Origin of the sequence: Pseudomonas helleri, from assembly GCF_045830615.1 — a bacterium.
Classification (GTDB): domain Bacteria; phylum Pseudomonadota; class Gammaproteobacteria; order Pseudomonadales; family Pseudomonadaceae; genus Aquipseudomonas; species Aquipseudomonas helleri.
Window position 1 is genome coordinate 2,689,292 of record NZ_CP174501.1, and the last position, 13,929, is coordinate 2,703,220.

Genomic DNA, 13,929 nt, shown 5'->3' on the forward strand with positions numbered 1-13,929 from the left:
GATCAGTCATCCTTGTGCAAGCGGCGGTGAGCTGCCCAGCTCAGGGCGCGCCACAACAGGAAAGCACTCAGCAACACGCTGATCACCGCCAGGATCGCCAGCAGAACCGGGTGCTCGGAGAGCTGGTACCACATCAGCAGGTACCACGGCAGGTTACCCACGTAGTACTGATCACCTACCAGTTGACTGTAGATCCCGCTGCTGCGAATCAGCGCCACGGAACCGGCCACGGCATCCATTTTGCTGCTGTCGACCAGGGTTTCACGCAGCAGGTTGAAATCGGCATCGTCATTGCCCAGCAAACCTACAACGCTGCGCTGGTTATGCGAAGGCGACTGCATGCCGATGATGGCGGCGATAGGTGCTTGGGCGGTGACTTCAACCCGGTTGGCTGGCTGGTTACGATCGTCAGTGGACGGGCCCCGGCGGTTGGTGGCATCCATGGCAGTGTTGCCGTAAGGCTGCACCAGCATGTCGTGCTGGCGTTGCAACAACAGGCTGAGGTCCGGGTTGTCGCGCATTTCAGGCGCCATTTGGCCCAGCAGCAGCAAGTCTGCGTCCTCCTTGGAGGCCGATTTCCAGTCATCACTCAGGCGTACGCCAAAGGCCGGGTAGCCAGTGCGGGCAGAAATACTGGCCACGGCTTCCAGCAGGGTGCTGATTTGCGTCGGGGTGCCTTTGCTCGGCACCACAACGATGGATTCCGACATGTCGGCCATGCGGCTGAACGGGAAGCCACTGCGAGCAAAAACCTTGAGGTCGGGCATGCTGATGTAGTGGTGATAGCCGGACAAGTCGATGGTTGAGTCTTCATCGATAATCGCTTGGGTGTTAGCCGGCAAAATGGTCTGGCAGTGATCGCGCTGGGCGCTGCCCATGGTGCTGGCGAAGCTGAAGTCGAAACGCAGGCGGTTGCGGTCTCCGATTTTCAGCGACGGTACGATCAGCTTGTCATTGACGTTGGCCGAGTCATTGGACAGTACCGACAAGCGCAGCTCTTCAAAGCGGCTGTTGTCTTTGCGGGTCAGCGGCAGGCTGGTGATGAACTGATCGTTGAGGCTGATGTTCAGGCGTGAATCATCATTGGCCGACGGCGCGGTGTAGCGGTATTGCGTGCGCAGCGGGATCCCCTGGTTACGCCAGACAAACAGGTCAGGCGGCAGGTTGATGTCCAGGGTAATCGGCCGTGGTTGCAGGCCGCTGACTTGTAGTTGCTGCGGGTAGTCGATCAGTTCGGCAAAGCGCACAGGGCGATCGGTGCGCATCCAGGCCGGAGCGTCGTAAGGCTTGCGCGGTTGCAGCTCTTCAACTTTGTTGATGGTTGCCCGCGAGCCGCGTAACAGTTTGCCGCCCAGCGCCAGCGCCTTGGCCGCCGTGGTGAGGTCTTCTTCGTTACGGCCCATCACCAGCAACACTTTGCTGTAAGGCGCATCAGGGTGATCAATCAGCTCAACCACGGGTGCATCAACGGCCGGGAATTTCTCCAGGTCGCTCATAAACGCAGGGCGGTGGTCGTTGGTGGCAAACACCACGGTTGGCTGTGTCGCTTCCTTGCTTTGCACGCCAGGCAAGGTGTCAAACAGGACCGGGAACTTGGAGCCACGCCAGTTGGCCTGGCTGCCGAAGTACGAGGCCAGAATCGCGGCGGCGCGTTGTTCGCCCAGAGTCGGGTTGGCGGCAAACACAAACGGCAGTTCCAGCGTGCCGCTGTTGCGCGGGTCAAAGAACGGCAGCGGGAAATACGCCAGGTCGTTGGTCAGGCTCAGCGCCTGCTCTTGCAGGGTCAAGCTGCTGCTGCGGCTGATATTGACCCACAGGGTGTTGTTAGCCGGGTCTTCGCAGATGTCGGTGTAGTGGCCGATAAACTCAAGACGAATGCGGTTGAAGTCCGCAATCATCCGGGGATCAAGGGCCATTTTCTGCTGAGTCTGGCGCCCCAGTTGATCTTTCTCGATAGGCAACACGCCCATCAGCACGTCATTGAGGTACACGCGGATATGCGAAAGCGTCGGAATCAGCGAAGGCGAGGGCGTGTAGTTCAGTTGCAGGCTGGCATCGCTGGCGATGCGGTCGCGGCGCAAGGTGAACTCAACCTGCTCGGAACTGTGGATGCCCAGCAGCAAGGTGTCGGCCGGGCGGCCCAATTGTTCGAACGTACGCGTGACGGTCCAGCTTGGCAGCGGGTCGGTACTCTGGGTGATCGCAGGTTTATCCTGCGCCGCCGCGCTGCCGGTTGGCAGGGGCAGAGGGGCAGCCATCAGGTCACAGGCGAGGGTCATCAGCGCGAGGCTGGCGAAAAGATTTTTTTTGGCGAATCGACTCATGATTTGCTCACTGGCCGGGAAATAAGAGGGGTGGACGCTTTGGGCATGCGCGGCAAAAAGCTGCCCAGCCATTGCAGTACTCGCACAAAAGGCCGTGCCAGATGGCGCAGCCATGCAGGCAGATACTGATAAAGGCGGTAGTAGCCTTTAGCGCCCAGGGCGAGGATTTCTTTGAGGCTCTGAACCGGTTTGTCAGCTTCAAAGCCACTGTTGTAATCGAGCCAGGCATCGGCCCGGCCAAAGGTGCACTGCACAAATTCGATTTTTTGCTCGGGCGGCAAATCGGCAAAGTTCAGGCCCATAAACAAGTCTTTGGAGCGCGTGAGGGTGCCGGTGAAGACAAACTCGCGGTTGCCGCGCTGCAGGATCAACGACACCAGCGAGCCGGTGGCCAGCGGCAACGGTTGATTGAGCAGCAGTCCAACACCACCGTCGGAGTAGTCCACCAGCTCACACGGGTAGCGATGGCCGTCAGCCAGCTTTATGGCGCCGGGCAGGCGGGTTTGCACCCGATGGGTTTGTCGGACCTGGCGCACTTCAGCCGCCACGGCTACTGCTGCACCAATAATCAGCAGGTTGTAGATCACCCACAACACACTGACGATCACCGTGATGATCTCGTCGGCAGGCCCGGTAAAAATCCGCCACACAGCAAAACCAAGGCCCAGTACGTTGAGCACCGAAAGCACCAGATACGGTTTGGCGGTCTGCCAGTCGAACTGGTTTTCTTCCATCAACCCGCCTTTGGCGGTCACGTTGAACTTGCCCCGCGAAGGACTGAACAGGGCCACGGTGGTTGGCCGGGCGATGTACCAGGCCAGCACCGTCTCGTAAACCTCCCCCCAGAATGTCTGGCGATAGGCGCCTTGCATCCGCGAGTTGGTCAGGCTGGCGTGGATCATGTGCGGCAGCACGTACAGCAGAATCATCAAGGCCGGGGCATAGATGATGTAGGCGTGCAGCAGCAGGAAGGCCAGCGGCGCGGTCAGGAACACCAGCCGTGGCAGGCCTACCAGAAAGTGCAACATGGCGTTGGCGTAACAGACCCGCTGGAAGATCGTCAGGCCTTTGCCCATCAGCGGGTTGTCGGTGCGGAAAATCTGCACCATGCCCCGTGCCCAGCGAATACGCTGGCCAATGTGTGCCGACAGGCTCTCAGTGGCCAGGCCCGCCGCCTGCGGAATGCGCAAATAGGCGGAGTTCCAGCCCTGACGGTGCAGGCGCAAGGCGGTGTGGGCGTCTTCAGTGACTGTTTCGACAGCAAACCCGCCTATGGACTCAATTGCTGTGCGCCGCACGATTGCACATGAGCCGCAGAAAAACGCCGCGTTCCACATGTCGTTACCGTCTTGAACCAGGCCATAAAACAGCTCGCCTTCGTTGGGACGGTTGCGGAAGGTGCCCAGGTTTCGCTCGAACGGGTCGGGCGAGAGAAAGTGGTGCGGGGTTTGTACCAGCGCCAGTTTCGGGTCACGCAAAAACCAGCCCACGGTCAATTGCAGGAATGAGCGGGCAGGCATGTGGTCGCAGTCAAAAATCGCCACCAGTTCACCGTCAATCTGCGTCAGGGCATGGTTGAGGTTACCGGCCTTGGCATGGCGGTTATCGGTACGCGCGATGTAGTTGATGCCCACTTCATCGGCAAACGTCTTGAAGCTTGGGCGGTTGCCGTCATCCAGCAAATGGATGCGCAGTTTATCTTTCGGCCAGTCAATGCCCAGCGCGGCGTACACCGTGCCACGGGTAACCGAGAGTTCTTCGTTATAGGTCGGAATGAGCAAGTCGACGGTTGGCCACTGGCTCGGGTCTGCTGGCAATTGCGCGGGTTTGCGGTTCAGCGGCCATGAGGTCTGCACGTAGCCGAGAATCAGCACCATCCAGGAATAGGTCTCGGCCAGCAGCAGGATCAGCCCGCAGACCAGGTCGAGGCTGTCACTCCAGTTCAGCGTCGAGGTGTAGCGCCACCACAAATAGCGGCATGAAATGATCACTGACAAGGCAATCAGCAGCAGCGTCGGAAAACGCCCCGGCAAGCGCCGCACCAGCATCGCAATGGCCCACAACAGCACCACAAACACCAACTGGGCCAGGTAACCGAAGGGTTCGGTCACGCAGATAAACACCAGCACCACCACCAAGGCGCCGATGGCGATATAGAGTATTTTGCGCAGCGGCCAGTGCATCGAGCTCCACCAGCGCGAACCTTTGCGCACTTGCGGGCTGATGGCTGATGGCAACTGTTCAAAACTGTTGGCCAGCAGATTCCAGGGCTTTTGCACAATGCCGATCAAGGCCTTGAACGCACTGGCGAAACGGCGGCGGGTACGCTGACGCTGAGGCAAGCTTTGCTCACCCGGGCGCACCAGCAATAGCCAGGCGATCTGGATGATGTAACGCAGCGGGTCGCCAATAGTGGGGCGTTTGTCTGCCAAGTGCGGGAACAGGCTGCGGTGTTGCGCGCGCAGGGCTTTCCACGACGGGGCTTCCAGACGCAGGAATATCCAGCCAAAAGCCTGTATCAGTGCCAGCACCAAGGCGGTGAAGCGGGTGCAGTTCTGTTCACGGCGCAAATAGGTGTAGGGGAACCAGCGGTCGATCATTCAAGCCTCCCGCCACGCAGCAGGCACCAACTGGCCAGGCTAATCAGGTCTTGGGCTATCAGGCTGCCCGGTGCATACCGGCCGGTGGGTTCAAGCTTGGCCAAGGCTTCAGCCATGGCTTCATCGGCATGCAAATGGATGGGCAACAAATGCTTGCCGAAATGGTTCTGCCAAAGCAGCAACATATCGCGCTGCAACTGGCTGGCCGGCTCAAAGCGATTGATCAACAAGCGCGCCGCACTGCTGCGCATCGGTTGCAGCAGTACATGGCTCGCCGCGTCGAGGTTCAACACCGTGAGGGCAATGTCGCACCGCGGGTTGCTCGCATGCCCCGGCAAACGCTGTGGCAGGTCAAACAGCACCCAGTCATAGCTGTCAGCCAGGCTGGTTTGGCGTTGCGCCCACAGCTGCGGGTGATCGCGCAGCAAGGTGTCGAGTTGCAGGTGCTGCTCAACGGCGAGCGTGCCGTAGGGCAATACGTCCAGGCCCGGTTCGATGTTCCAGGCGTCTTGATACCAAGGGCTGTTATTGAGCGTGGCAGGGGCCCAGCCACCCGGCAGTGCGTAATCGAGATTGAAATGCAGGCCGAGGGTGTTTTCCGGGCACATATCAACCACCAGAACTCTCTGTCCGAGGGTCGACAGTGCATAGCTGAGTGCCGCGAGGGTTGAGCTGGTGCCCACTCCGCCACGAATACCTTGCAGGCTCAGGGCGATCATGGAGTGGCGTCCAAAGTGGCAGTCTTGTGCCGCGTTTCGAGGTGGGCCAGTAACGGCCAGCGCTCAAGGGCTTGCAGCAACTCCACCTGCGCAGAGATATCGACATAGCGCAGGTCTGGCAGGTCCACCATGAATTTAAGGCGTTCAATATCATCGGCGCGCTCATTACGCGACAGGATATCCGCGCTTATTTGAGCTGCTGTGGGTAAGGTAGCCATCCACCGTTCTCCTTGATTCGAACATAAGGTTTGCCGTTGTAATCGAGCACAACGGTCCCTGAGTTTTCCGATACTTTTGCGGTTTGCGGCAGGTCCTGGAGCAGGGCTGACCAATCCACGGTCTGGCCGTTGCTGAGCTGCGGGCTGGCATACAGGCGTGCAATGATTTCAGCGATCGCCAGGTAGCTGCTTGGCTGAGTGATATGCACCGGCTCGGTCTGGCCGTCGTCGCCCATGTTGATCAGCTTGAGGCCCACCGGCACATGGGTGATGGACTCGCTAGGGATTTCACGCATGCCGGAGATCTGCATACGGTCACCGTGCAAGGCGGCGCCATGCTCAGGCACGATGGCCACCACCACGCGACGTCCGCTTTTTTGCAGCTCTTTGATGAAGGCGTTGAGGTCGTCGAGCAAGACCTGGGCACGGCTGCTGTAGTCCGCCGCCTGGGTGCCGCCATCGGCTCTCACCTGACGGTTGCCGTCATGCAGGCTGGTGGTGTTGTAGAACAGGGCCATGTTCGGCTGGTTGCTGTTCAAACGGTGTTGCCACCATTTGCTCAGTACGTCACGGTCGCGCCAGATCGGCGAACCGTCAAAGCCGACATAGGTACGCTGCAAACCGGCCGGGATGACGCCCAAGGCAGGTGGAGGCAATTGGCCCTGATCGCGGACTTCTTGCAAGAAGCCATCGAACTCGCCGGTGTGGTTGAGCATCAACTCATCGGTAAAGCCCAGCTTGCGCAAGTCGTCGAACAGCAGGCACTGATCGGGCGGCTGTTTATACAACTGCGCGTGCGAGGTCTGACCGCAACTGGCGCGCAGCAGCCGAATGGCAGCAGGGCCGCTGTAGGCTGTCGCCGAGTTGAAGTTGTCGAAGATCACGTCCATCTGGCTGAACAACGAGTTGTTGCGCAGCCCCACGGCATCAAGGTCATCCCAGGCCAACGAGCAGATATTGATGACCAGCAGGTCAAAGGGCGGCGGTTTGACCGCAGGTTCTTTGAACTCAACTTTACGCTGGGCTTCGTTCTTGTAGAACGTGTCGAGGTAGGCGTTAAGCGTCGCATCGTCCGGCTCACCGCCGCCGCTGCTGACCGGTGTCGCAGCACCGCTGGTGTTGCTGGCAATTGGCAAGGTCACTGGTGCTGGCAGCAATGCTTGCAAGCTACCCAGGCTCAACCAGACAAAGCCCAGCAGGGTCAGTGTGGTGAGGCGTAACCAAGGGCTGATAAACAGGTAGCCAATGATCAGCACCAACAGCAGGGCGCACACTTGCCAGTCAATAAAGCGCCCCAGCAACTCAATGATGTAATCCGCTGAGAAGTTCAGGACACCGGGCTGCGCCAGCAAACGGCTGAAGGGCGGGAACCAGGTGTCCTGGTACAGCAGTGCGACGGCCACAGGAATCGCCAGCAACGTGCGGGCACGGCGCAGCATTGGGTGGGCGATCGGTATAAGCAGCGCAAGGGCAAAAATCAGGTTGGGCACGATCTGAAAGTTCAGGTGCCCGGTCCAGGTCAACAGGAACTTGCCGAGGAAGTACAGGTTCCAGGCACCCAGTCCGCGCCATACCGTGGTGAGTTTTTGCGGTGCAACCGCAGGTTTAGACAGATTCATCCGGCGCTCTCATCGAAGGGCTGGCGGGTGCACGACGTCTGACACCGCAGGATTTCAGGTAACGCGGCGGCAAGTACTGCTCAAAATGCGCTTTGAGGTACTGGCGAATACGCTGTGAGAACAGAGTCAGGAGTATGGTTATCCCGCAGGTCAGGGCAATGACCTGCACAAGTTCCATAAAGGTCATGGCTGTGGCTCGCTGACAGTCAAGGTGATGCGCTGCGGTTTAATCGCAGCGCGGCTTCCGGGAGCCGGTTGGGCCATGATCAACGGCTCAACGGGAATATTCAGATGAGGGGGCACAGAGTCATCTTCCATAAAGGCATCTTGATCCAGATCCGTCGGGCTGCTCAGCGACTGACGGGTCAAAAACAGGTCGCGCCAGGGCAGGCGGCAGATGTTGGCCAGCGCTGGCTCCAACGCGTCTGCGCGGCAGGCAAACAGAAACAGGTACAGGTCGCCGTTGAACAAACAGGCGAAATCCCCCAGTCGGCGCAAACACATCTGGTTCAGGAACAGCTCTTGTTTAAGCCCGGCAACCGGTTGGAACTTGAGCAGTTGATGGGGCACTTCACCGGAGCTGTTTTGATACAGGTGTTGCACTTGGGTGATGAACTCACGGGGGCTCACCAAGCCGCGAATGGCCGGTGGCCGCTGGCGCTCAAGCAATGTGGCAAAGTCGGTGCCCTGGGTGTGCTGCCAGCGTTGCCCCTGAATACTTTCGATCAGGCTCAAAAAGCGCGACAGCAGGGTGCCGTCAGGAATGATCAGGTTGACCCCGCACGCCAGCAGCAAACGCTCGTCGCGATAGCGCACGGCAGGTTCCAGTTCACGCACCACAATCTTTAAAGCCGGGCCGCACTGTTCGCGCAGGTCGTGCAGTTGCTGCGCCAGCTCCAGCAGTTGATGGCTGCTATCGATGCCGACAATTACCGTGGCTGCGGTAGCAGAAGCGGCTTGCTGAAGCAATGTCTGGCGGTCATTGAATAGGTACCAGTGATTGGACAGCGGCGGGCTGCCTTCAAGCACGGTACGTTCAGCGAGGTAGACATGCTGGTCGTCAGCGACGCGTGGCGCGATATCGGCCACGGGTTCCGGAATCAAGGCCAGGGTTTTGTTGCGGGTCGAGAGTTTGAACTCCAGCCCGGCGCTCACCCCAATGTCGTTGTACCAAAAGTGCACGTGGTAGCGCGTTTCACCGTTATGTCGATACAGCCGACTCAACCCGGAGAGTTGCTCGTTGAGCGCCAGCAACCGGGCATGCAGCGGCGACGCTTCACCGTGGGCGATTACCAGCAAGGTGGCGTTTCTGTCCCGTAGCCACGGGCGCAAGTGTTCGCACCAATGCTGCAGGCGTTTTGCCGCCGAGGCCTCGGTCCAGCTATTGGCCGGTACCAGCAACACAATCTGGCTATGGGGGGCGATCCGCGCGCGACCCAGGTCGCGGGTCAATGTGGCCAGCCCCGGCTCGATCACCTTTTGCGCGATTTCAAACAGTTTGAGTTTGTCCGGACCGCGATCAGGAGCGATCTCGTCAATGACTGTCTGGACGGGGTCTGCACACACAATCAGTGCGGCAGGGGTGCTGGAGGGGAGGCTTTCCAGAAACTGACAGGCCAGCAGTCTTGCATCATCAGGCTGGTTGGCCGTAATCCAGTACAAGCCGCCAGCGCGCAAAGCAATGTGTTGGTCCAGTAATCCGTGGATGCCGAGATTGATATAAGGCAAACGCTACGTTCTCTTCCAGGAGGTTCACGAGCGAATGGCGGGTTTGTTATGTATTGCGCCATTCATTCGGTGCTTGCAGGTCGGTCATCCGCCTTCAAGCCTGAGTATTGTTCAATGGCGTCAATCATGAAGTGATTGGTGGTTCGCCGACTTGATCCATGTCGCGATGTAGAGGCCCGGTGAGCCAAAATCTTAACCTTCCTTGTCAACGCACTTGGCACTCAAATAGTGGTCGATTATTTCGTTGCTGTAGGAATTTTCTTACATTTTTGTGAGGTTAGTCCATGTTTAAAACGGAAAATGTCAAAAAAATAGCTGCGGAAAAAATACCGCCATTTAATTGGCGATCAGAACTCGTCAATCCGGGCGTTGATCTCAAGCAATGCTAGCTGACAGAAAGACAAGCGCGGCTTTCTCACTGCCCGGATGCGTGGTATTGCTGTAGTGGGTTCATCACGGATGGAACCTTTTGCGCAGGCTCATCCTCAGAGTCTGAAACCGTCACCGAAACGTTCAATGAGGTGCATCTATGCCAGTCAAACATGATTTGCCATTGGATTTGGGCTTCTCCAAAGAGGCTCTCGACACGCTTAAAGGTCAAGACCCGCACTTGGCTGCGTTAATTGAGAAATACACAGTGGCTGACAAGCAGGTGGTAGAGGCCGAGGCGCCCAGTGCGCTGGGTGTGACTGATGAAGTGTTACTGGCGCTCAAGGAGAAGCGGCTGAAAATCAAGGATGACATCGTAAGCCGTCTGGCCAGCCAGGCGGCCCGCTAATCCTTTGAAGGTGTTCTTGGCGGCCAATTTTTTTGCACGCTGCAGATGTTTCTGTCTCTGTGCCGTAGTAGGGTTGGCGTGTTCAAGAACACCACTCCCAGGAAGCCGAAATGTCCAACATCATCAAAATCGTTGCTGTATTGCGCGCCAAGGCCGGTCAAGAAGAGACCGTCAAACAAGCGCTGCTGGCGTGTGTGGAAGGCTCACGCAAAGAAGAGGGCTGCACGTTCTACGATCTGCATATTGACCGTACCGATCCGCAGCGCTTTGTGTTTATCGAAGGCTGGAAAGACCTGGCGGCCATCGAGCACCACAAAACAACGCCACACTATTTAGCGATGGCCAAGGCCGTTGCGGACTTGCTGGAGCACCGTGAGGTGCTGGTGCTGGATGAATTGAGTCTCTAACCCGTAAACGGCGGCCTTGAAAGGGCCGCCGTTTTTAGTGGGCCCCTTAAAAGCTCGCAGCGTCCAGTTCAAACAGTGATTCGCTGCCCGCGCGTATCGACTGTTCCAGACTGTCGATGCGTGGCAAAAGCCGCTTGAAATAGAACCTCGCCGTGGCCAGTTTCGCCGTATAGAACGCCGGATCCGCCTCAAGGGAGCCCTGGGCAACATCTGCCATGCGTGCCCACAACCAGGCGTATGCCACATAGCCAAAGACCTGGAGGTACTCAACCGATGCTGCACCGATTTCATCGGGGTTGAGCTTGGCCTGCGCTTGTAGCCAGTCGCTCAAGTCTTCGAGCCGTTGCACCGCTTGTAACAGTTCGTGCTGGTAAGGCTTGCCCGGTTGAGCGGCAAACTCGCGGATCTGCGCTGTAAACAAACGCAGCGCTACGCCGTCATTGGCAATGATCTTGCGCCCCAGCAAGTCCAGCGCCTGAATACCATTAGTGCCTTCGTAAATTTGCGCGATGCGAACATCGCGCACCAATTGCTCTTGCCCCCATTCACGAATGTAACCGTGGCCCCCGAACACTTGCTGGCCCAGTACGCAACTGTCGAGCCCGGTGTCAGTGAAAAAGGCCTTGGCCACCGGCGTCAGTAAAGCCACCAGCGCTGCGGCGTTCTGCTGCTCTTGTGCATCGGCTGAGTACTTGCTCAGGTCCAGTTGCTGGCCGACATAGCTGGCAAACGCGCGACCGCCTTCGGTCATGGCCTTCATGCTCAGCAGCATGCGTCGAACATCAGGGTGAACGATGATCGGGTCGGCCATTTTGTCGGGCGCTACTGCACCGGTCGGCGCCCGGCTTTGCAGGCGTTCGCGGGCGTAGGTACGGGCGTTTTGGTATGAGGTCTCGGCACAGCCGATGCCCTGAATACCGATGGACAGGCGCTCGTAGTTCATCATCGTGAACATGGCCGCCAGGCCCTTGTTGGCTTCGCCGATCAACCAGCCTTGGGCGCCGTCAAAGTTGATCACGCAGGTCGCAGACGCTTTGATGCCCATTTTGTGTTCGATAGAGCCGCAGCTCACGGCATTGGCTTGAGCCAGCGTGCCGTCGGCATTGACCAGCACCTTGGGCACCAGGAACAGCGAAATGCCACGCGGCCCGGCCGGTGCGTCCGGCAGTTTGGCGAGGACCAGATGGACAATGTTCTCGGTCAGGTCCTGATCGCCACCGGTGATGAAAATCTTGCTGCCACTGAGGCTGAAACTGCCGTCAGCCCTGGGTTCAGCACGGGTGCGAATAAGCCCCAGATCGGTGCCGGAATGGGCTTCGGTGAGGCACATCGAACCTGCCCAGCGACCTTCATACATCGGTGGCAGATACGTTTCTTTAAGCGTCGCGCTGGCGTGAGCATCAATGGCCAGGCAGGCGCCGGATGTCAGCGCCGAATACAGGGCAAAACTGGAGTTGGCGGCGTAGAGCATTTCTTCAAATTGCACGGCGAGCATCTTGGGCATGCCCAGCCCGCCAAAGTCCGGGTTGCCTGACAGGCCGACCCAGCCACCCTCAATATAGGTGTCATAGGCCGCCTTGAACCCTTGCGGCGTGCTGACCTTGCCCGCGTGCCATTGCGCACCTTCTTCGTCGCCACTGCGGTTAAGAGGGGCGATCAATTGGCTGGTGACTTTGGCCGCTTCTTGCAAGATCGCATCAGCGGTGTCGGCATCAACGTGCTCGGCCAGAGCGGGCAGGCGCGCCCAAAGTGCTGGCGCTTGAAATACTTCGTGCAGCACAAAGCGCATGTCACGCAGCGGGGCATTGAATTCAGGCATCACAAAACCTCGTCAAACATTTACACAAAAGGAGGGTTACAAGGCTTTGGCCATGTCGCGCAGGACGTATTTCTGGACTTTGCCGGTGGAGGTCTTGGGCAGAAGGGTGAAGACCACGGTACGCGGAACTTTGAACCCGGCCAGATGCTCGCGGCAAAAGGTGATGATGTCAGCTTCACGCACCTGCTGGTGGTCGGCCTTCAGGGTGATGAACGCGCAAGGGGTTTCGCCCCATTTTTCATCGGGGCGCGCCACCACGGCGGCTTCCATGACGCCTGGATGGCGATACAAGACCCCTTCAACTTCAATGGTGGAGATGTTCTCGCCACCGGAGATGATGATGTCTTTAAGGCGGTCGCGGATTTCCACATAACCGTCCGGGTGGCACACGGCCAGGTCGCCGGTGTGGAACCAACCGCCTTCGAAGGCTTCTGCGCTGGCGCTGGGGTTTTTCAGGTAACCCTTCATCACCGTGTTACCGCGCATGAAAATCTCACCCATGGTTTCGCCGTCACGCGGGGTCGGCTTCAGGGTTTTCGGGTCGGCCACCATCACGCCTTCCAGCGTGGGGTAGCGCACGCCCTGGCGAGATTTGATCTGGGCGCGTTCGGCCAGGGTGTGTTCGTCCCATTTGTCATGCCAGGCACAGATGGTCACCGGGCCATAGACCTCGGTCAGGCCATACACGTGGGTGACTTTGATGCCCATTTCTTCCACGGCCCCAATCACTTTGGCCGGGGGCGCCGCGCCTGCGACCATGGCGTTCACCGGGTGATCAATAGCGGCCTTGGCTGATTCCGGCATGTTCACCAGTGCATTGAGCACAATCGGTGCGCCGCACAGGTGAGTGACCTGGTGTTCACGAATCAAGGTAAGGATTTTTTGCGGGTCGACCCGGCGCAAGAACACATGCACCCCGGCCAGCGCGGTGATGATCCAGGGGTAACACCAACCGTTGCAGTGGAACATCGGCAGGGTCCACAGGTACACCGGGTGATTGCCGATGGCCCAGACCATCTGGTTGCCCAGGGAGTTGAGGTAAGCGCCCCGGTGGTGATAGACCACACCTTTGGGGTTGCCGGTGGTGCCTGAGGTGTAGTTGAGCGCAATGGCTTGCCATTCATCTGCGGGCCATTGCCAGTCGTAGTCCGGGTCGCCCTCTGCGAGTACCGCTTCGTAATCCAGCTCGCTGACCGGCTGGCCCTCACCGTACTCGGGGTCATCCACGTCGATGATCAGCGGCGGATGATCAAGCATGGCCACTGCCGCATGAATCACTTCATGGAATTCGCGGTCGGCAATCAGTACCTTGGCCTCGCCATGAGCCAGCATGAAGGCGATGGCTTCGGCATCGAGGCGCACATTCAGGGCATTGAGTACGGCACCGACCATGGGCACGGCAAAATGCACTTCGAGCATGGCCGGAATATTGGGCAACATGACGGCGACGGTATCGTTCTTGCCGATCCCGCGCCCGGCCAGCGCGCAGGCCAAACGACGGCAACGGCTGTAGGTTTGCGCCCAGGTGCGGCGAATGGAACCGTGGATCACAGCAGGGTAGTCGGGGTAGACGCTGGCGGTGCGCTCGATAAAACTCAGAGGCGACAGGGCAATATGGTTGACGGCAGTCGGCTCAAGGCCCTGCTCAAAAATCGACATGATGGTCATTCCGGTGGCTGATTGTTAGCTCTAATGGCTGCCCGCTCTTATGCTGTCG

The 13,929-nt window shown here is 58.7% G+C and carries 11 protein-coding genes; 2 read left to right on the forward strand and 9 right to left on the reverse strand.

Going from position 1 to position 13,929, the window contains the following annotated elements; translation table 11 throughout:
- Positions 1-2 precede the first annotated feature (2 nt).
- Genes bcsB through bcsE form a run of 7 tightly spaced genes read right to left on the reverse strand, consistent with a single transcriptional unit; the run spans position 3 to position 9,208 of the window.
- Complete coding sequence (gene bcsB / locus ACJJU9_RS12130) at positions 3-2,324, reverse strand: cellulose biosynthesis cyclic di-GMP-binding regulatory protein BcsB (RefSeq protein ID WP_407730871.1); 2,322 nt, start codon at positions 2,322-2,324, stop codon at positions 3-5.
- Entirely contained in the window at positions 2,321-4,924 is a 2,604-nt protein-coding gene (bcsA, locus tag ACJJU9_RS12135; RefSeq protein WP_407730872.1) for a UDP-forming cellulose synthase catalytic subunit, read from the reverse strand. The genes bcsB and bcsA overlap by 4 nt, the downstream gene beginning before the upstream one ends.
- A complete protein-coding gene (bcsQ, locus tag ACJJU9_RS12140) occupies positions 4,921-5,643 on the reverse strand; it encodes a cellulose biosynthesis protein BcsQ (protein ID WP_407730873.1) in 723 nt (240 codons plus the stop codon). The genes bcsA and bcsQ overlap by 4 nt, the downstream gene beginning before the upstream one ends.
- Complete coding sequence (gene bcsR, locus ACJJU9_RS12145; RefSeq protein WP_273219390.1) at positions 5,640-5,861, reverse strand: cellulose biosynthesis protein BcsR; 222 nt, start codon at positions 5,859-5,861, stop codon at positions 5,640-5,642. The genes bcsQ and bcsR overlap by 4 nt, the downstream gene beginning before the upstream one ends.
- Positions 5,831-7,480: a cellulose biosynthesis protein BcsG gene (gene bcsG / locus ACJJU9_RS12150; protein WP_153333545.1), complete on the reverse strand. Its 1,650-nt coding sequence runs from the start codon at positions 7,478-7,480 to the stop codon at positions 5,831-5,833. Before bcsG ends, bcsR begins: the two co-directional genes overlap by 31 nt.
- A complete protein-coding gene (bcsF, locus tag ACJJU9_RS12155) occupies positions 7,467-7,667 on the reverse strand; it encodes a cellulose biosynthesis protein BcsF (protein ID WP_407730874.1) in 201 nt (66 codons plus the stop codon). Before bcsF ends, bcsG begins: the two co-directional genes overlap by 14 nt.
- The gene (bcsE, locus tag ACJJU9_RS12160; RefSeq protein ID WP_407730875.1) at positions 7,664-9,208 is read right to left on the reverse strand and encodes a cellulose biosynthesis protein BcsE; all 1,545 of its coding nucleotides are present in this window, start codon (positions 9,206-9,208) and stop codon (positions 7,664-7,666) included. The genes bcsF and bcsE overlap by 4 nt, the downstream gene beginning before the upstream one ends.
- Positions 9,209-9,737: 529 nt before the next feature.
- On the opposite strand from bcsE, the gene ACJJU9_RS12165 reads away from it, so the two are divergent.
- Together ACJJU9_RS12165 and ACJJU9_RS12170 are read left to right on the forward strand one after the other, a co-directional pair.
- Positions 9,738-9,986, forward strand: a complete 249-nt coding sequence (locus ACJJU9_RS12165) for a DUF465 domain-containing protein (RefSeq protein WP_048371676.1) — start codon at positions 9,738-9,740, stop codon at positions 9,984-9,986.
- 110 nt (positions 9,987-10,096) lie between these two features.
- On the forward strand, positions 10,097-10,393 hold the full coding sequence (locus tag ACJJU9_RS12170) for a putative quinol monooxygenase (protein WP_048371674.1): 297 nt from the start codon (positions 10,097-10,099) through the stop codon (positions 10,391-10,393).
- A 46-nt stretch (positions 10,394-10,439) separates the two neighbouring features.
- On the opposite strand, the gene ACJJU9_RS12175 is transcribed toward ACJJU9_RS12170, so the two are convergent.
- Entirely contained in the window at positions 10,440-12,212 is a 1,773-nt protein-coding gene (locus ACJJU9_RS12175) for an acyl-CoA dehydrogenase C-terminal domain-containing protein (protein WP_407730876.1), read from the reverse strand.
- Between the two features lie 36 nt (positions 12,213-12,248).
- Positions 12,249-13,871, reverse strand: a complete 1,623-nt coding sequence (locus tag ACJJU9_RS12180) for an acyl-CoA synthetase (RefSeq protein WP_407730877.1) — start codon at positions 13,869-13,871, stop codon at positions 12,249-12,251.
- Positions 13,872-13,929 lie beyond the last annotated feature (58 nt).

Coding starts and splice junctions, on each gene's coding strand:
- bcsA (WP_407730872.1), bottom strand. CDS start 4,924: ATGATCGACCGCTGGTTCCCCTACACCTATTTGCGCCGTGAACAGAAC.
- bcsG (WP_153333545.1), bottom strand. CDS start 7,480: ATGAATCTGTCTAAACCTGCGGTTGCACCGCAAAAACTCACCACGGTA.
- ACJJU9_RS12170 (WP_048371674.1), top strand. CDS start 10,097: ATGTCCAACATCATCAAAATCGTTGCTGTATTGCGCGCCAAGGCCGGT.
- bcsF (WP_407730874.1), bottom strand. CDS start 7,667: ATGACCTTTATGGAACTTGTGCAGGTCATTGCCCTGACCTGCGGGATA.
- bcsR (WP_273219390.1), bottom strand. CDS start 5,861: ATGGCTACCTTACCCACAGCAGCTCAAATAAGCGCGGATATCCTGTCG.
- ACJJU9_RS12165 (WP_048371676.1), top strand. CDS start 9,738: ATGCCAGTCAAACATGATTTGCCATTGGATTTGGGCTTCTCCAAAGAG.
- ACJJU9_RS12175 (WP_407730876.1), bottom strand. CDS start 12,212: ATGCCTGAATTCAATGCCCCGCTGCGTGACATGCGCTTTGTGCTGCAC.
- ACJJU9_RS12180 (WP_407730877.1), bottom strand. CDS start 13,871: ATGTCGATTTTTGAGCAGGGCCTTGAGCCGACTGCCGTCAACCATATT.
- bcsB (WP_407730871.1), bottom strand. CDS start 2,324: ATGAGTCGATTCGCCAAAAAAAATCTTTTCGCCAGCCTCGCGCTGATG.
- bcsQ (WP_407730873.1), bottom strand. CDS start 5,643: ATGATCGCCCTGAGCCTGCAAGGTATTCGTGGCGGAGTGGGCACCAGC.